The organism is Ensifer sp. YR511 (assembly GCF_900103045.1).
Classification (GTDB): Bacteria; Pseudomonadota; Alphaproteobacteria; order Rhizobiales; family Rhizobiaceae; genus Ensifer; species Ensifer adhaerens.
The window spans coordinates 1-17,547 of the sequence record NZ_FNGR01000065.1; the positions used below are offsets into that span (position 1 = coordinate 1).

Consider the following 17,547-nt stretch of genomic DNA (forward strand, 5'->3'; position numbering starts at 1 on the left):
CCGATCGCGATGGAAGAAAAGCTGCGCTTCGCAATCCGCGAAGGCGGCCGTACCGTCGGCGCAGGCATCGTTGCCTCGATCGTCGAGTAATCGACTGATTTCAGATCAGTAGAGAGGCCCCGCCGGCAACGGCGGGGCCTTTTTCGTTTCGGTTGTCGCCAGGACTTCGTCGATGAAGGCGCGCTTGCCGTGGGTGTAGATATCCCAATCGCCATTGGCCTGCTCTGCGAGTTGCCGCTTCAGGGCTTCGTAGCGGCTGGCGAGTTCGGGAGCGTCACGTAGCCGATCCCTGAGCACTAGACGTGCCGCATGGGCGGCGTTGTCGTCTCCACAGAGATAGAGCCGCGTGCCATAGGCAAGCGTTGCCATAGTAAACGTCCACAGGCCGCTTGCGTGCGGGTCGCCGTGAAAGGTGTAGCCTGCGTTGCAGAGGCGAGCGCTGAGCTCCGGCAGCTCCGCTACGTCCGCTACCACCGCATCGATATCGATCTTCGGCCTCGCGGCCAGTCCGGGTATCGCTGTGCTTCCGATGTGGTGGATCTCGCGGACGAAAGGCGAGAGCAGGGCGGTGATGGAAAGCGCCCGCGCCTCAAAGAGCGACGGCCAGAGAGGATCATATTCGACCAGCGTGATGCGCGACATGCGAATCGATTCCGGTGAGGAGAGCTTCTGGCAGGATAGCGAATGCCCGCAGCGCCGCGACCATTTCTGAGTGACGAGGCAATGACTTGCCTTTTTTTTGGGGGCACTCCGGCCGGCAGGGCAGGGGATAGATGCGATTGAATGCGGATTTTTTCGGATCGGCGTTGAAAGGTGCTTGTCATCCTCCGGCAAACTGAATATGAAGCCGCTGACTTGAGGCGGCGAGACGTTGTTGAACGGGCACGCAGCCGAATAGGGGTATAGCTCAGTTGGTAGAGCGGCGGTCTCCAAAACCGCAGGTCGGGGGTTCGAGCCCCTCTGCCCCTGCCATTCCCTCCAGGCTTGCATAAGAGCTGAGGGTTCGGCAGAGTAAGTTTAAGGATCGGTTAGCCGGTCGACGAAATTCACAGAAAAGACTGATTGGCTCTTGTGGTTTTTAGAATCGGTCTTTATGTAGGGTCCAAACAGACACGCGGTGCGTGGGGCTGAATCATCGGCTTTACGCGCCGTAATGGCGTGAGCATTACATGGCATCCAAAACGAATCCGTTAACGTTTCTGCAGCAGGTTCGCTCTGAAACGTCGAAAGTGACCTGGCCCTCTCGGCGCGAGACGATGATCTCGACGCTGATGGTTTTTGTCATGGTCTTTTTTGCCGCTGCCTTCTTCTTTGCTGCGGACCAGTTGATGGGTTGGGCGATCGGCCTCATCCTCAACGTTGGCGCTTGATTGGGTGGAGGCTAGTATGGCTGCGCGCTGGTACATTGTTCACGCCTATTCGAACTTCGAAAAGAAGGTCGCTGAATCGATCGAGGAAAAGGCCAAACAGAAGGGTCTCGAGCACCTGTTCGAGAAGATTCTCGTGCCGACCGAGAAGGTTGTCGAAGTGCGTCGCGGCCGCAAGGTCGACGCCGAGCGCAAGTTCTTCCCGGGCTACGTTCTGGTTCGCGCCAACCTGACGGATGAGGCTTTCCATCTCATCAAGAACACGCCGAAGGTGACCGGTTTCCTCGGTACCGACAGCAAGCCGGTTCCGATTCCGGACCATGAAGCCGAGCGCATTCTCGGTCAGGTCCAGGATGGCGTCGAGCGTCCGAAGCCTTCGGTCTCGTTCGAGATCGGCGAGCAGGTTCGCGTCTCCGACGGTCCGTTCGCGTCGTTCAACGGCGTCGTTCAGGATGTCGACGAAGAGCGTTCGCGCCTCAAGGTCGAAGTTTCGATCTTCGGCCGCGCGACCCCGGTCGAGCTGGAATACGGTCAGGTCGAGAAGGTCTGATAAGGCCTTAAAAGGATAGGGTGGGTTTAGGCCCATTCTGGCGGAGAAATCCGCATGCGCGTGGAAGGATGCCGGCCTTAGCCGGGTCGGATGTTCCGTACCACGCAACCGCAGCCGCCGGCCATTGAGGTCGGCAAGAGCCGGGTAACTGGCATAACAGGTCCCTGGAGCGATCCGTCGCGAGGGGATTTCAGAAAGGCAGAGAGAAATGGCTAAGAAAGTTGCAGGCCAGCTCAAGCTGCAGGTGAAGGCTGGGGCGGCCAATCCGTCTCCGCCGATCGGTCCTGCGCTCGGTCAGCGTGGCATTAACATCATGGAATTCTGCAAGGCGTTCAATGCCGCCACGCAGGAAATGGAAAAGGGTATGCCGATCCCGGTCGTCATCACCTATTACCAGGACAAGTCCTTCACCTTCGTCATGAAGCAGCCGCCGGTCAGCTACTTCCTGAAGAAGGAAGCAAAGATCCAGTCCGGCTCGAAGACCCCCGGCAAGGGCGGTTCGGCTGGCAAGCTCACCAAGGCTCAGATCAAGTCGATCGCCGAAGCCAAGATGAAGGATCTCAATGCCGCCGATATCGAAGGCGCAATGGCCATGATCGAGGGCTCTGCCCGCGCTATGGGCCTGGAAGTGGTAGGCTAAGACCATGGCGAAGATTGCAAAGCGAGTACAGAAGTCCCGCGAGGGCGTTGACCCGACGAAGATCTACGGTCTCACCGAAGCCGTCTCGATGGTCAAGGAACGCGCAACTGCCAAGTTCGACGAAACCGTCGAAGTTGCGATGAACCTCGGCGTTGACCCGCGCCACGCTGACCAGATGGTCCGCGGCGTTGTCAACCTGCCGAACGGCACCGGCCGCTCGGTTCGCGTCGCCGTTTTCGCACGTGGCGCCAAGGCTGACGAAGCCAAGGCTGCTGGTGCTGACGTCGTTGGCGCAGAAGAGCTCGTCGAAATCGTCCAGGGCGGCAAGATCGATTTCGATCGCTGCATCGCCACCCCGGACATGATGCCGCTCGTCGGTCGCCTCGGTAAGGTTCTCGGCCCGCGTGGCATGATGCCGAACCCGAAGGTTGGCACGGTTACGATGGATGTCGCTGGTGCCGTCAAGGCTTCCAAGGGCGGCGCCGTTGAGTTCCGCGTCGAGAAGGCCGGTATCGTTCACGCTGGCATCGGCAAGGCGTCCTTCGACGCCAAGGCACTGGAAGAAAACATCCGTGCTTTCGCTGACGCCGTGATCAAGGCAAAGCCGACCGGCGCCAAGGGCAACTACGTCAAGCGCGTCGCGATTTCGTCGACCATGGGCCCGGGTCTCAAGATCGACCCGGCCACGCTCAGCGTCGCCTAAAGAATTTTCGGGCTTCGGCCCGGAAAAGAGTTTCCGGCCCTTCGGGGCCGGAAATCCGGATTTCGATCCGGAACTCCTGTCCGAGATTGCGGGTGGTTATACCTTAATCACTTCGGCCTGCATGAGACGGGTAAGATCTGAATTTCGCCATGACGCCGGAGGCGTCGAAATTCGGTTCGAACCTCGCTTGCCTTGTGTCAGACCCGGCTCTTCCGGGAACGCCAAGGGACAGGATCCTTAAGCGTTATCAGGGATCGAGCTCGATCTCGGGTGACAAAGGCAAACCCGATGGGGCTGCATTATTGCAACCCTGTCTACTGGAGACAGACAGTGGAAAGAGCGGAAAAACGCGAATTCGTCACGGAGCTGAACGAAGTCTTCAAGGCTTCCGGTTCGGTTGTCGTGGCCCACTATGCTGGTGTCACAGTTGCGCAGATGAACGACTTCCGTTCGAAGATGCGCGCTGCTGGCGGCACCGTCAAAGTCGCGAAAAACCGCCTGGCCAAGATCGCTCTTCAGGGCACCGAGTCGGAAGGGATGACCAATCTCTTCAAGGGTCAGACGCTGATCGCATACAGCGAAGACCCGATCACGGCTCCTAAGGTTGTCATGGATTTCGCCAAGACCAACGACAAGCTCGTTGTTCTCGGTGGCGCCATGGGCACGACCACGCTCAACGCCGAAGCAGTCAAGTCGCTTGCGACCCTGCCTTCGCTCGACGAGCTGCGCGCAAAGCTGCTGGGCCTTCTCAATGCCCCGGCAACCCGCGTCGCAACGGTTGTTCAGGCACCGGCAAGCCAGCTTGCTCGCGTGTTCTCGGCCTATGCCAAGAAGGACGAAGCCGCCTAAGGCGGATTTTCGCTGTTGTATTTAAAACCAGTTCGAACCGAACAAAAGGAAAAGTAAAATGGCTGATCTCGCAAAGATCGTTGAAGACCTCTCCTCGCTGACCGTTCTGGAAGCTGCTGAGCTTTCCAAGCTGCTCGAAGAGAAGTGGGGCGTTTCGGCTGCTGCTCCGGTAGCTGTCGCTGCTGCTGGCGGCGCTGCTGCTCCGGCTGCTGCTGAAGAAGAAAAGACCGAGTTTGACGTTATCCTCGTTGACGCTGGCGCCAACAAGATCAACGTCATCAAGGAAGTTCGCGGCATCACCGGCCTCGGCCTCAAGGAAGCCAAGGACCTGGTCGAAGGCGCTCCGAAGCCGGTTAAGGAAGCAGTTTCCAAGGCTGAAGCTGCTGACCTCAAGAAGAAGCTCGAAGACGCTGGCGCCAAGGTTGACGTCAAGTAATTCGGCTACATGCAAGGGGAGGTGGCCTTTTCAGGCCGCCTCTCTTTGACCGTTTTTAGAACATATTACCCAAAAGCCTGTCGAAAAACGGCTTTTGGGTAATGGGTTCTTCAAGAGGATGGTCTCGAACGGAAGGCAGCACAGCAATCCGCGCTGAGCGTTTTTCGTTGGTTGGACGAGATTGAACTACTCATTGATTGACGGGGTCGACTGGCCATCGGTTCCCGTCCGTTGCAGGCCCGGATGCAAGATTGACAAGGAGCGACGATGGCTCAGACCCTTTCGTTTAACGGTCGCAGGCGCGTACGCAAGTTTTTTGGTAAAATTCCAGAAGTCGCAGAAATGCCGAACCTCATCGAGGTTCAAAAGGCATCCTACGACCAGTTTCTGATGGTTGAAGAGCCCAAGGGCGGTCGCCCTGATGAAGGGCTCCAAGCTGTTTTCAAGTCCGTTTTCCCGATCAAGGACTTCTCGGGCGCATCGATGCTTGAATTCGTTTCGTACGAATTCGAGCCGCCGAAGTTCGACGTCGAAGAATGCCGTCAGCGCGATCTGACCTACGCAGCGCCGCTCAAGGTGACGCTGCGCCTCATCGTGTTCGATATCGACGAGGATACCGGCGCGAAGTCGATCAAGGACATCAAGGAACAGAACGTCTACATGGGCGACATGCCGCTCATGACCGACAACGGTACCTTCATCGTCAACGGCACCGAGCGCGTCATCGTTTCGCAGATGCACCGTTCGCCGGGCGTGTTCTTCGACCACGACAAGGGCAAGAGCCACTCGTCGGGCAAGCTGCTGTTTGCGGCCCGTGTCATTCCTTACCGCGGTTCCTGGCTCGACATCGAGTTCGATGCCAAGGATATCGTTCATGCCCGTATCGACCGTCGCCGCAAGATTCCGGTGACGTCGCTGCTGATGGCGCTCGGAATGGACGGCGAGGAAATCCTCGACACCTTCTACACGAAGTCGCTCTACCAGCGCGACGGCGAAGGCTGGCGCGTGCCGTTCCAGCCGGACGCCCTTAAGGGCCAGAAGGCCATCACCGAGATGGTCGACGCCGACACCGGCGAAGTCGTTGTCGAAGCCGGCAAGAAGCTGACCCCGCGTCTGCTGCGCCAGCTGCAGGAAAAGGGCCTGAAAGCGCTCAAGGCAACCAATGATGACCTCTACGGCAACTACCTTGCCGAAGACGTCGTCAACTACAGCACCGGCGAGATCTATCTCGAAGCCGGCGACGAAATCGACGAGAAGACCCTTCCGGTCATCCTCTCGGCTGGTTTCGACGAGATCCCGGTTCTCGACATCGACCACATCAATGTCGGCGCCTACATCCGCAACACGCTGACCGTAGACAAGAACGAGAACCGTCAGGACGCCCTGTTCGACATCTACCGCGTCATGCGTCCGGGTGAACCGCCGACCATGGATTCCGCGGAAGCCATGTTCAACACGCTGTTCTTCGATGCCGAGCGCTACGACCTTTCGGCCGTCGGTCGCGTCAAGATGAACATGCGTCTCGACCTCGAAGTTGCCGACACCGTGCGCATCCTGCGCAAGGAAGACATCCTGGCTGTCGTCAAGATGCTCGTCGAGCTGCGTGACGGCAAGGGCGAGATCGACGACATCGACAACCTCGGCAACCGCCGTGTTCGTTCGGTCGGCGAGCTCATGGAGAACCAGTACCGTCTCGGCCTGCTCCGCATGGAGCGCGCGATCAAGGAACGTATGTCCTCGATCGAAATCGACACGGTCATGCCGCAGGACCTGATCAACGCGAAGCCGGCTGCGGCCGCCGTTCGCGAGTTCTTCGGCTCCTCGCAGCTGTCGCAGTTCATGGACCAGGTGAACCCGCTTTCGGAAATCACCCACAAGCGCCGTCTTTCGGCTCTTGGCCCGGGTGGTCTGACCCGCGAGCGCGCCGGCTTCGAAGTCCGCGACGTTCACCCGACCCACTACGGCCGCATTTGCCCGATCGAAACGCCGGAAGGCCCGAACATCGGTCTGATCAACTCGCTTGCAACCTTTGCCCGCGTCAACAAGTACGGCTTCATCGAAAGCCCGTACCGCAAGATCGTTGACGGCAAGGTGACGAACGACGTCGTCTATCTCTCCGCAATGGAAGAGGCGAAGTACCACGTTGCCCAGGCAAACTCGGTTCTCGAGAACGATGGCTCGTTCGCTGAAGAGTTCGTTGTTTGCCGTCACGCCGGCGAAGTTATGCTGGCGCCGCGCGACAACATCAACCTGATGGACGTTTCGCCGAAGCAGCTCGTTTCGGTCGCAGCGGCGCTCATCCCGTTCCTCGAGAACGACGACGCCAACCGCGCACTGATGGGCTCGAACATGCAGCGTCAGGCCGTGCCGCTGCTGCGCGCCGAAGCACCGTTCGTCGGTACCGGCATGGAGCCGGTCGTTGCCCGTGACTCCGGCGCTGCTATTGCAGCCCGTCGTGGCGGTGTCGTCGACCAGGTTGACGCGACCCGTATCGTTATCCGCGCCACCGAAGACCTCGATCCGTCGAAGTCGGGCGTCGATATCTACCGTCTGCAGAAGTTCCAGCGCTCGAACCAGAACACCTGCGTCAACCAGCGCCCGCTGGTCACCGTCGGTGACATCCTGAACAAGGGCGACATCATCGCTGACGGTCCGTCGACCGACCTCGGTGACCTGGCTCTCGGCCGCAACGCGCTCGTCGCGTTCATGCCGTGGAACGGCTACAACTACGAAGACTCGATCCTGCTCTCCGAGCGGATCGTGCGCGACGACGTGTTCACCTCCATCCACATCGAAGAATTCGAAGTGATGGCGCGTGACACCAAGCTGGGTCCGGAAGAAATCACCCGCGACATTCCGAACGTTTCGGAAGAAGCGCTGCGCAACCTTGACGAAGCCGGTATCGTTTATATCGGTGCAGAGGTTCAGCCGGGTGACATCCTCGTCGGCAAGATCACGCCGAAGGGCGAAAGCCCGATGACGCCGGAAGAAAAGCTTCTGCGCGCCATCTTCGGTGAAAAGGCCTCCGACGTTCGCGACACCTCGATGCGCATGCCCCCGGGCACCTTCGGTACCGTCGTCGAAGTTCGCGTCTTCAACCGCCACGGCGTTGAGAAGGACGAGCGCGCGATGGCGATCGAGCGCGAGGAAATCGAACGCCTCGCCAAGGACCGCGACGACGAACAGGCGATCCTGGACCGCAACGTCTACGCCCGTCTCGTCGACATGCTGCGTGGCCACACGGCCGTTGCCGGCCCGAAGGGCTTCAAGAAGGGCACCGAGCTTTCGAACCTCGTCGTCAGCGAATACCCCCGCTCGCAGTGGTGGATGTTCGCCGTCGAAGACGAAAAGGCTCAGGGCGAGATCGAAGCTCTGCGCGCCCAGTACGACGAATCCAAGTCGCGCCTCGAACAGCGCTTCATGGACAAGGTCGAGAAGGTCCAGCGCGGCGACGAAATGCCTCCGGGCGTCATGAAGATGGTCAAGGTCTTCGTCGCTGTGAAGCGCAAGATCCAGCCGGGTGACAAGATGGCCGGCCGTCACGGCAACAAGGGCGTCGTGTCGCGTATCGTACCGATCGAAGACATGCCGTTCCTGGAAGACGGCACACATGTCGACGTCGTTCTGAACCCGCTCGGCGTGCCTTCGCGCATGAACGTCGGCCAGATCCTCGAAACCCACCTTGGCTGGGCTTGCGCCGGCATGGGTCAGAAGATCGGCGCGATGCTCGACGCCTACAAGGCAGGTGCCGATATCCAGCCGTTGCGCGATACCATCGACAGCGTCATCGGGTCGGGCCCGAAGGGTGAGCCGATCAAGCAGTACGACGACGAGTCGATCGTGCGCCTGGCCGAGCAGACCCGTCGCGGCGTTTCGATCGCAACGCCGGTCTTCGACGGTGCTGTCGAAGCCGACGTCAACGAGATGCTGGAGCAGGCAGGTCTGAAGGTGACCGGTCAGTCGACGCTCTATGACGGCCGTACCGGCGATCAGTTCGACCGCCAGGTGACCGTGGGCTACATCTACATGTTGAAGCTCAACCACTTGGTCGACGACAAGATCCACGCCCGTTCGATCGGTCCGTACTCGCTCGTCACCCAGCAGCCGCTCGGTGGTAAGGCGCAGTTCGGCGGTCAGCGCTTCGGGGAAATGGAGGTCTGGGCGCTCGAAGCGTACGGCGCCGCCTACACCCTGCAGGAAATGCTGACGGTCAAGTCGGACGACGTTGCCGGTCGTACCAAGGTCTACGAAGCGATCGTCCGTGGCGACGATACCTTCGAAGCGGGCATTCCGGAGAGCTTCAACGTTCTCGTCAAGGAAATGCGCTCGCTGGGCCTCTCGGTCGAGCTCGAAAATTCGAAGGTCGACGAGGCTGGCGCGGCGCAGTTGCCCGACGCAGCCGAGTAAAGAGACCCAAGGTGCGTGCCGCTCATGCGGCGCGCACCGTTTCCGCCGGGAGACGCTGACGTCTCCGGCAGGAACGAAGCCGCAGCCAATGCGGTTTTAGCTGTTTTGGGGGCAGGGGCCGGCGCCCGGGATTTGTCGGCACCCTCGCCAAGCTCAGGGCGTAAAGCCCGTAAAGGAGACAGGCATGAACCAAGAGGTCATGAATCTTTTCAATCCGCAGGTGCCTGCACAGACCTTCGATTCCATTCGGATTTCGATCGCCTCGCCGGAGAAGATTCTTTCCTGGTCTTACGGTGAGATCAAGAAGCCGGAGACGATCAACTACCGCACGTTCAAGCCGGAACGCGACGGTCTGTTCTGCGCGCGCATCTTTGGACCGATCAAGGACTACGAGTGCCTGTGCGGCAAGTACAAGCGCATGAAGTACAAGGGCATCATCTGCGAAAAGTGCGGCGTCGAAGTGACGTTGTCGCGCGTTCGCCGTGAGCGCATGGGCCACATCGAGCTCGCCGCTCCCGTTGCCCACATCTGGTTCCTGAAGTCGCTGCCGAGCCGCATTTCGACGCTGCTCGACATGACGCTGAAGGATGTCGAGCGCGTTCTGTACTTCGAAAACTACATCGTCACCGAGCCGGGTCTGACGTCGCTGAAGGAAAACCAGCTTCTCAGCGAAGAAGACTACATGCTCGCCGTCGACGAGTTCGGCGAAGACCAGTTCACCGCCATGATCGGCGCCGAAGCGATCTACGAGATGCTCGCTTCGATGAACCTGGAAAAGATCGCCGGCGACCTGCGCGCCGAGCTCGCTGAGACGACCTCGGATCTGAAGCAGAAGAAGCTGATGAAGCGGCTGAAGATCGTCGAGAACTTCATGGATTCCGGCAACCGTCCGGAATGGATGATCATGAAGGTCGTTCCGGTGATCCCCCCGGACCTGCGTCCGCTCGTGCCGCTCGACGGCGGCCGTTTCGCGACCTCGGATCTGAACGATCTCTATCGCCGCGTCATCAACCGTAACAACCGTCTGAAGCGCCTGATCGAACTGCGCGCCCCGGGCATCATCATCCGCAACGAAAAGCGCATGCTGCAGGAATCCGTCGATGCGCTGTTCGACAACGGCCGTCGTGGCCGCGTCATCACCGGCGCCAACAAGCGTCCGCTGAAGTCGCTGTCCGACATGCTCAAGGGCAAGCAGGGCCGCTTCCGTCAGAACCTGCTTGGCAAGCGCGTCGACTATTCCGGCCGTTCGGTCATCGTGACCGGTCCGGAACTGAAGCTGCACCAGTGCGGCCTGCCGAAGAAGATGGCGCTCGAGCTGTTCAAGCCGTTCATCTACGCGCGTCTTGACGCCAAGGGCTTCTCGTCCACCGTCAAGCAGGCAAAGAAGCTCGTCGAAAAGGAAAAGCCGGAAGTCTGGGATATCCTCGACGAGGTCATCCGCGAGCACCCGGTTCTCCTGAACCGTGCGCCGACGTTGCACCGCCTGGGCATCCAGGCCTTCGAACCGACCCTGGTCGAAGGCAAGGCGATCCAGCTGCACCCGCTCGTCTGCACGGCCTTCAACGCCGACTTCGACGGTGACCAGATGGCCGTTCACGTGCCGCTGTCGCTCGAAGCTCAGCTCGAAGCCCGCGTGCTGATGATGTCGACCAACAACATTCTGCACCCGGCAAACGGCGCGCCGATCATCGTTCCGTCGCAGGACATGGTTCTCGGTCTCTATTACTTGTCGATCCTGAACCAGAACGAGCCGGGCGAAGGCATGGCGTTCTCGGACATGGGCGAGTTGCACCACGCGCTCGAAACCAAGGCCGTGACGCTGCACGCCAAGATCCGTGGCCGCTTCAAGACCGTCGACGCCGAGGGCAACCCGGTTTCGAAGATCTATGAAACCACGCCTGGCCGCATGATCATCGGCGAGCTGCTGCCGCGCAACGTCAACGTGCCGTTCGACACCTGCAACCAGGAAATGACCAAGAAGAACATCTCCAAGATGATCGACACGGTCTACCGTCATTGCGGCCAGAAGGACACGGTCATCTTCTGCGACCGCATCATGCAGCTCGGCTTCGCCCATGCCTGCCGCGCCGGCATTTCGTTCGGCAAGGACGACATGGTCATTCCGGACACCAAGGTGAAGATCGTCGGCGACACTGAAGCGCTCGTGAAGGAATACGAGCAGCAGTACAACGACGGCCTCATCACCCAGGGCGAAAAGTACAACAAGGTTGTCGACGCCTGGGGCAAGGCTACGGAAAAGGTCGCCGAAGAAATGATGGCCCGCATCAAGGCGGTCGAGTTCGACGACAATGGTCGCCAGAAGCCGATGAACTCGATCTACATGATGTCGCACTCGGGTGCTCGTGGTTCTCCGAACCAGATGCGCCAGCTGGGCGGCATGCGTGGCCTCATGGCCAAGCCGTCGGGCGAAATCATCGAGACGCCGATCATCTCGAACTTCAAGGAAGGCCTGACCGTTAACGAGTACTTCAACTCGACCCACGGTGCCCGTAAGGGTCTGGCAGACACCGCCTTGAAGACAGCGAACTCCGGTTACCTGACCCGCCGTCTCGTCGACGTCGCGCAGGATTGCATCGTCAACTCCGTCGATTGCGGCACCGACAAGGGCCTCACCATGACGGCGATCGTCGATGCCGGTCAGGTCGTGGCTTCGCTTGGCGCTCGTATTCTCGGTCGTACGGCTTTGGACGACATCGATCACCCGGTCACGGGCGCTCGCATCGTCGACGCCGGCCGGATGATCCTTGAACCGGATGTCATCGAGATCGAGAAGGCTGGTATTCAGTCGATCCGCATCCGCTCGGCGCTGACCTGCGAAATCCAGACGGGCGTTTGCGGCGTCTGCTACGGCCGCGACCTGGCTCGTGGTACGCCGGTCAACATGGGCGAAGCGGTTGGCGTTATCGCCGCACAGTCGATCGGTGAACCGGGCACCCAGCTCACCATGCGTACCTTCCACTTGGGTGGTACGGCGACCGTGGTTGACCAGTCGTTCCTGGAAGCGTCCTACGAAGGTACGGTTCAGATCAAGAACCGCAACATGCTGCGCAACTCTGACGGCGTTCTCGTCGCTATGGGTCGTAACATGGCCGTCCAGATCCTGGATGAACGTGGCGTCGAGCGGTCCTCGCAGCGCGTTGCCTACGGTTCGAAGATCCTCGTCGACGACGGCGACAAGGTGAAGCGCGGTCAGCGTCTCGCCGAATGGGACCCCTACACCCGTCCGATGATGACGGAAGTGGAAGGTACCGTTCACTTCGAAGACGTCGTCGACGGCATCTCGGTTCTGGAAGCGACCGACGAGTCCACCGGCATCACCAAGCGTCAGGTTATCGATTGGCGTTCGACGCCGCGCGGTACGGACCTGAAGCCGGCGATCGTCATCAAGGACAAGAACGGCGCAGTCATGAAGCTGTCGCGTGGTGGCGACGCCCGCTTCATGCTTTCGGTTGACGCCATTCTGTCGGTCGAACCGGGCACGAAGGTTTCGCAGGGTGACGTGCTTGCACGTTCGCCGCTCGAAAGCGCCAAGACCAAGGACATCACCGGTGGTCTGCCTCGCGTTGCCGAACTGTTCGAAGCACGTCGTCCGAAGGATCACGCCATCATCGCTGAGATCGATGGTACGATCCGCTTCGGCCGCGACTACAAGAACAAGCGTCGCGTTCTGATCGAGCCGGCGGAAGACGGTGTCGAGCCGGTCGAATACCTGATCCCGAAGGGCAAGCCCTTCCATCTTCAGGATGGCGACTACATCGAAAAGGGCGACTACATCCTCGACGGCAACCCGGCGCCACACGACATCCTGGCGATCAAGGGCGTGGAAGCACTTGCTTCCTACCTGGTCAACGAAATCCAGGAAGTCTACCGACTGCAGGGCGTTGTCATCAACGACAAGCACATCGAGGTGATCGTCCGTCAGATGCTGCAGAAGGTTGAAATCACCGACGCCGGTGACTCGACCTACATCGTCGGCGACAACGTCGACCGCATCGAGCTCGAAGACGTCAACGACGGCCTGATCGAACAGGGCAAGAAGCCGGCTTACGGCGATCCGGTCCTGCTCGGCATCACCAAGGCCTCGCTGCAGACGCCGTCGTTCATCTCGGCAGCGTCGTTCCAGGAGACCACGAAGGTCCTGACGGAAGCCGCAATCGCCGGCAAGACCGACGGCCTGCAGGGTCTGAAGGAAAACGTCATCGTCGGCCGTCTGATCCCGGCCGGTACCGGCGGCACGATGACCCAGATCCGTCGCATCGCAACCGCGCGCGACGAAATGATCCTGGAAGAGCGTCGTCGCGGCACCGGTGCAGACGTGGCAACGCCGATGCTCGCCGATCTCGCAAGCGAGAACGCGGCAGCCGAATAATGGGGGAGGGCGTGTTCGCCCTCCAACCTCACAAAAGAAGAAGCCGCCGAGAGCGATCTCGGCGGCTTCTTCTTTTGCAAATACGGTCTTGGGAGCTGGTGCGATGGGCTGTCTTGCAGCGTCTCAGCTGAAGCGGATGATCGCGACTTCGCCTTCGAGCGCACCCTGATAGGCGGACGCGTGCGGCTCTTCGCTCGGAACGTCGGTCAATGTGCCGATCTGGTCCAGGTCGGCCTCGAGAAAACCTTCTTCTGCAAGCGCGTTGAGCGCTTCGCGTACCGCGGTATCGTCGTCGGGCGCCTTCAGCATTACGTGAATGTCCACGCCGTCCTCGTCGCCGTCGGTCTCGTAGGCCTTGCCGATGATGATGAACACCATCGGCTCGTCCGGGGCATTGTCGTTGTCTGGGGTGACGGCCATTTTGTTTCCTTTCGAATGGGTTTGGTGCGACCTTAGCTTCCTTTTTGAATCAGCGCGATGGAAATGCAATGCCGCGCGGACGCTTCCGTTGAGAGCGAGTCGATCATCGTGGAAAACCCCCACAAAGTGGTTGCCGATTCCTTAATCCCGTCAGACACTCCGGGCACAGAAGGGCAGATGAGGCGGGCGCCAGGCGCCAAACCATGTGCAAAAGCCTTGTTTTTCAGGCATGCCGGGCGCACGCGTCCGGGAATATTTCTTAATTGCCCTTGACTGTTCGCCTTGAAATCAGTACACCCCGCCGCATCGGAGCCCATGTGAGGCTGGCTGGTTCGGAACGTCGCGTTCTGAAGTTCGCCTCAAACAAGGTTCGAAACGCACGCTGACGACTACAATGCTGCACGCACGACGCACGAAATAGTGCGTCCTCTGCTTTATTTGGGGCCATCTGCGGAAAAGGCGGATCGGCCCTTGTTTTGCGCATTTCATGAGGCGTTCGAAACTGCCGGCGACGGCAACGATCCGCCCGCAAGGGTAATGTGACAAGATTTTGCAAGGGATGGGTATATGCCTACCGTAAACCAGCTGATCCGTAAGCCTCGTCAGGCACAGGTAAAGCGCAACAAGGTTCCTGCTCTGCAGGAAAACCCGCAGAAGCGTGGCGTTTGCACCCGCGTTTACACGACGACCCCGAAGAAGCCGAACTCGGCTCTGCGTAAGGTTGCCAAGATTCGCCTGACGAACGGCTTCGAAGTCATCGGCTACATTCCGGGTGAAGGCCACAACCTTCAGGAACACTCGGTCGTGATGATCCGTGGCGGCCGCGTTAAGGACCTTCCGGGTGTTCGTTATCACATCATCCGCGGTGTTCTCGATACCCAGGGCGTCAAGAACCGCAAGCAGCGCCGTTCGAAGTACGGTGCGAAGCGTCCGAAGTAATTCGGTTTTGAAAATCCCGGCGCTGCGCGAGGTCCTCCGCGTGGTAGAGCGCTAAATAGTTTGAAGAGACGAGAAGTATGTCCAGACGTCATAGAGCAGAAAAGCGTGAGATCAACCCGGATCCGAAGTTCGGTGATCTGGTTGTTACGAAGTTCATGAATGCGATCATGCTGCACGGCAAGAAGTCGGTCGCTGAAACCATCGTTTACGGTGCGTTCGATGCGGTTCAGGCCAAGCTGAAGCAGGAGCCGATCGCTGTATTCCATTCCGCGCTCGACAACATCGCGCCGCACGTTGAAGTGCGTTCGCGTCGCGTTGGTGGTGCAACCTACCAGGTTCCGGTCGACGTTCGTCCGGAGCGTCGCCAGGCTCTCGCCATCCGTTGGCTGATCACGGCTGCACGCAAGCGCAACGAAACGACCATGGTTGATCGCCTCTGCGGCGAACTCATGGACGCAGCGAACAACCGTGGTAGCGCCGTGAAGAAGCGCGAAGACACGCACAAGATGGCTGATGCCAACCGTGCGTTCTCGCACTATCGCTGGTAATTCTGGCGCGAACGTCTCAAGAGGCAGTCCACTATGGCACGCGAATACAAAATCGAAGACTACCGTAACTTCGGTATCATGGCGCACATCGACGCCGGCAAGACCACGACGACCGAGCGCATTCTCTACTACACCGGCAAGTCCCACAAGATCGGCGAAGTCCACGACGGCGCCGCTACCATGGACTGGATGGAGCAGGAACAGGAACGCGGCATCACGATCACGTCTGCTGCGACGACCACCTTCTGGAAGGGTCGTGACGGCAAGGCTCGCCGCTTCAACATCATCGACACCCCCGGCCACGTTGACTTCACCATCGAAGTCGAGCGTTCGCTGCGCGTTCTCGACGGCGCCATCGCGCTGCTCGACGCCAACGCCGGTGTTGAGCCGCAGACGGAAACCGTCTGGCGTCAGGCGGAAAAGTACAACGTTCCGCGCATGATCTTCTGCAACAAGATGGACAAGACCGGCGCGGACTTCTACCGCTCGGTCGAGATGATCAAGACCCGTCTGGGCGCGATCGCCGTCGTCATGCAGCTGCCGATCGGCGCTGAAACCGAGTTCAAGGGTGTTATCGACCTGGTCGAGATGAACGCTCTCGTCTGGCGCGACGAATCGCTCGGCGCCCAGTGGGACGTCGTCGAGATTCCGGACGACATGAAGGACAAGGCCGAAGAATATCGCGAGAAGCTGATCGAGACCGTTGTCGAGATCGACGAAGCCGCGATGGAAGCCTACCTCGAAGGCAACATGCCCTCGAACGACAAGATCCGCGAACTCGTTCGCCGCGGCACCATCGACGTGAAGTTCCACCCGATGTTCTGCGGTACCGCGTTCAAGAACAAGGGCGTTCAGCCGCTTCTCGACGCGGTTGTCGACTACCTGCCGTCGCCGCTCGACATTCCGGCGATCAAGGGCATCGACGCCAAGACCGAAGCCGAGATCGAGCGTCACGCTGACGACGCCGAGCCGCTTTCGATGCTCGCGTTCAAGATCATGAACGACCCCTTCGTCGGTTCGCTGACCTTCGCACGCATCTATTCGGGCAAGCTCGAAAAGGGCTCGTCTGTCATGAACACGGTCAAGGACAAGCGCGAGCGCGTCGGCCGTATGCTGCAGATGCACTCGAACTCGCGTGAAGACATCGAAGAAGCCTTCGCAGGCGACATCGTTGCTCTTGCCGGTCTCAAGGAAACCACCACGGGTGACACGCTTTGCGATCCGCTGAAGCCGGTTATCCTCGAGCGCATGGAATTCCCGGAGCCGGTCATCCAGATCGCGATCGAGCCGAAGTCCAAGGGCGACCAGGAAAAGATGGGCCTCGCGCTCAACCGCCTGGCAGCTGAAGACCCGTCGTTCCGCGTCAAGACCGACCAGGAATCCGGCCAGACGATCATCGCTGGCATGGGCGAACTTCACCTCGACATCATCGTCGACCGTATGCGTCGCGAGTTCAAGGTTGAAGCCAACGTCGGTGCTCCGCAGGTTGCCTACCGCGAAACCATCACGCGTCAGCACGAAGAAGACTACACGCACAAGAAGCAGTCCGGTGGTACCGGTCAGTTCGCGCGCGTCAAGATCGTGTTCGAACCGAACCCGGATGGCGAAGATTTCGTCTTCGAATCCAAGATCGTCGGTGGTGCTGTTCCGAAGGAATACATCCCGGGCGTTCAGAAGGGTATCGAAAGCGTTCTGTCTTCGGGTCCGCTCGCTGGCTTCCCGATGCTCGGCGTCAAGGCGACGCTCATCGACGGTGCATTCCACGACGTCGACTCGTCGGTTCTCGCCTTCGAAATCGCATCGCGTGCTTGCTTCCGTGAAGCGGCCAAGAAGGCTGGTGCACAGCTTCTCGAGCCGATGATGAAGGTCGAAGTCGTAACGCCGGAAGACTACGTCGGCGACGTTATCGGCGACCTGAACTCCCGCCGTGGCCAGATCCAGGGCCAGGAATCGCGTGGCGTTGCCGTTGTGATCAACGCAAACGTTCCGCTGGCGAACATGTTCAAGTACGTCGACAACCTGCGCTCCATGTCTCAGGGCCGCGCGCAGTACACGATGACCTTCGATCACTACGCGCCGGTTCCGTCGAACGTCGCGCAGGAAATCCAGGCGAAGTATTCCGGTCAGAAGTGACCGGAATACCAAGACGCTGACAGAAGTTAAAAGTTTTCCCCGGTAGGGGATAGAAAACGGAGAGCCGGAAATGGCAAAGAGCAAATTTGAGCGCAACAAGCCGCACGTTAACATTGGCACGATTGGCCACGTTGACCATGGCAAGACGTCGCTGACCGCAGCGAT

14 protein-coding genes, 1 tRNA gene and 1 pseudogene are annotated in these 17,547 nt (G+C 59.6%); 14 read left to right on the plus strand and 2 right to left on the minus strand.

All coding sequences use genetic code 11. The features are described from left to right. Nucleotides 1-90 (plus strand): annotated as a pseudogene (locus BLU15_RS38100) (elongation factor Tu); the annotation flags it as partial. Between the two features lie 15 nt (nucleotides 91-105). Here the strand turns inward: BLU15_RS38100 and BLU15_RS38105 are convergent. Next, complete coding sequence (locus tag BLU15_RS38105) at nucleotides 106-642, minus strand: GrpB family protein (protein WP_090302467.1); 537 nt, start codon at nucleotides 640-642, stop codon at nucleotides 106-108. Nucleotides 643-896: 254 nt separating this feature from the next. Between BLU15_RS38105 and BLU15_RS38110 the strand changes: the two genes are divergently transcribed. The 9 genes from BLU15_RS38110 (at nucleotide 897) to rpoC (ending at nucleotide 13,342) form a co-directional block, all read left to right on the plus strand. Then, a tRNA-Trp gene (locus tag BLU15_RS38110) sits at nucleotides 897-972 on the plus strand. Between the two features lie 197 nt (nucleotides 973-1,169). Further along, nucleotides 1,170-1,370, plus strand: a complete 201-nt coding sequence (secE, locus tag BLU15_RS38115; RefSeq protein WP_090302469.1) for a preprotein translocase subunit SecE — start codon at nucleotides 1,170-1,172, stop codon at nucleotides 1,368-1,370. Nucleotides 1,371-1,386: 16 nt separating this feature from the next. Beyond that, nucleotides 1,387-1,917: a transcription termination/antitermination protein NusG gene (nusG, locus tag BLU15_RS38120; protein WP_034795476.1), complete on the plus strand. Its 531-nt coding sequence runs from the start codon at nucleotides 1,387-1,389 to the stop codon at nucleotides 1,915-1,917. Between the two features lie 208 nt (nucleotides 1,918-2,125). Continuing rightward, complete coding sequence (gene rplK / locus BLU15_RS38125; RefSeq protein ID WP_034795479.1) at nucleotides 2,126-2,557, plus strand: 50S ribosomal protein L11; 432 nt, start codon at nucleotides 2,126-2,128, stop codon at nucleotides 2,555-2,557. A 4-nt stretch (nucleotides 2,558-2,561) separates the two neighbouring features. Then, complete coding sequence (gene rplA, locus BLU15_RS38130; protein WP_034795482.1) at nucleotides 2,562-3,260, plus strand: 50S ribosomal protein L1; 699 nt, start codon at nucleotides 2,562-2,564, stop codon at nucleotides 3,258-3,260. Between the two features lie 330 nt (nucleotides 3,261-3,590). Continuing rightward, a complete protein-coding gene (rplJ, locus tag BLU15_RS38135; RefSeq protein ID WP_034795485.1) occupies nucleotides 3,591-4,109 on the plus strand; it encodes a 50S ribosomal protein L10 in 519 nt (172 codons plus the stop codon). A 58-nt stretch (nucleotides 4,110-4,167) separates the two neighbouring features. Next, nucleotides 4,168-4,545, plus strand: coding sequence for a 50S ribosomal protein L7/L12 (gene rplL, locus BLU15_RS38140; RefSeq protein ID WP_034795489.1), 378 nt, complete (start codon nucleotides 4,168-4,170; stop codon nucleotides 4,543-4,545). Between the two features lie 267 nt (nucleotides 4,546-4,812). Beyond that, the gene (gene rpoB, locus BLU15_RS38145; protein ID WP_034795492.1) at nucleotides 4,813-8,952 is read left to right on the plus strand and encodes a DNA-directed RNA polymerase subunit beta; all 4,140 of its coding nucleotides are present in this window, start codon (nucleotides 4,813-4,815) and stop codon (nucleotides 8,950-8,952) included. A gap of 184 nt (nucleotides 8,953-9,136) precedes the next feature. After that, nucleotides 9,137-13,342 carry a DNA-directed RNA polymerase subunit beta' gene (rpoC, locus tag BLU15_RS38150; protein ID WP_034795495.1) on the plus strand — a complete coding sequence of 1,402 codons (4,206 nt, stop codon included), beginning with the start codon at nucleotides 9,137-9,139 and terminating at the stop codon, nucleotides 13,340-13,342. Between the two features lie 123 nt (nucleotides 13,343-13,465). Here rpoC and BLU15_RS38155 read toward each other — a convergent pair whose 3' ends face one another. After that, nucleotides 13,466-13,762: a hypothetical protein gene (locus BLU15_RS38155; RefSeq protein ID WP_034795498.1), complete on the minus strand. Its 297-nt coding sequence runs from the start codon at nucleotides 13,760-13,762 to the stop codon at nucleotides 13,466-13,468. 567 nt (nucleotides 13,763-14,329) lie between these two features. Between BLU15_RS38155 and rpsL the strand changes: the two genes are divergently transcribed. From rpsL to BLU15_RS39335, 4 genes are all read left to right on the plus strand, one after another. Further along, a complete protein-coding gene (gene rpsL / locus BLU15_RS38160; RefSeq protein WP_003507760.1) occupies nucleotides 14,330-14,701 on the plus strand; it encodes a 30S ribosomal protein S12 in 372 nt (123 codons plus the stop codon). Nucleotides 14,702-14,778: 77 nt separating this feature from the next. Then, complete coding sequence (gene rpsG / locus BLU15_RS38165; protein WP_034795512.1) at nucleotides 14,779-15,249, plus strand: 30S ribosomal protein S7; 471 nt, start codon at nucleotides 14,779-14,781, stop codon at nucleotides 15,247-15,249. A gap of 33 nt (nucleotides 15,250-15,282) precedes the next feature. Continuing rightward, a complete protein-coding gene (gene fusA / locus BLU15_RS38170; protein ID WP_034795515.1) occupies nucleotides 15,283-17,382 on the plus strand; it encodes an elongation factor G in 2,100 nt (699 codons plus the stop codon). A gap of 70 nt (nucleotides 17,383-17,452) precedes the next feature. After that, nucleotides 17,453-17,547, plus strand: a 95-nt coding sequence (locus BLU15_RS39335) for a GTP-binding protein (RefSeq protein WP_018010120.1), incomplete at its 3' end; no start/stop codon positions are given.

Bases quoted from the DNA above. Each gene is read 5' to 3' on its own strand.
- rpoB (WP_034795492.1), top strand. From the start codon at position 4,813: ATGGCTCAGACCCTTTCGTTTAACGGTCGCAGGCGCGTACGCAAGTTT.
- rplA (WP_034795482.1), top strand. From the start codon at position 2,562: ATGGCGAAGATTGCAAAGCGAGTACAGAAGTCCCGCGAGGGCGTTGAC.
- rplL (WP_034795489.1), top strand. From the start codon at position 4,168: ATGGCTGATCTCGCAAAGATCGTTGAAGACCTCTCCTCGCTGACCGTT.
- nusG (WP_034795476.1), top strand. From the start codon at position 1,387: ATGGCTGCGCGCTGGTACATTGTTCACGCCTATTCGAACTTCGAAAAG.
- BLU15_RS38155 (WP_034795498.1), bottom strand. From the start codon at position 13,762: ATGGCCGTCACCCCAGACAACGACAATGCCCCGGACGAGCCGATGGTG.
- BLU15_RS38105 (WP_090302467.1), bottom strand. From the start codon at position 642: ATGTCGCGCATCACGCTGGTCGAATATGATCCTCTCTGGCCGTCGCTC.
- rplK (WP_034795479.1), top strand. From the start codon at position 2,126: ATGGCTAAGAAAGTTGCAGGCCAGCTCAAGCTGCAGGTGAAGGCTGGG.
- rpoC (WP_034795495.1), top strand. From the start codon at position 9,137: ATGAACCAAGAGGTCATGAATCTTTTCAATCCGCAGGTGCCTGCACAG.
- fusA (WP_034795515.1), top strand. From the start codon at position 15,283: ATGGCACGCGAATACAAAATCGAAGACTACCGTAACTTCGGTATCATG.
- rpsG (WP_034795512.1), top strand. From the start codon at position 14,779: ATGTCCAGACGTCATAGAGCAGAAAAGCGTGAGATCAACCCGGATCCG.
- secE (WP_090302469.1), top strand. From the start codon at position 1,170: ATGGCATCCAAAACGAATCCGTTAACGTTTCTGCAGCAGGTTCGCTCT.
- rpsL (WP_003507760.1), top strand. From the start codon at position 14,330: ATGCCTACCGTAAACCAGCTGATCCGTAAGCCTCGTCAGGCACAGGTA.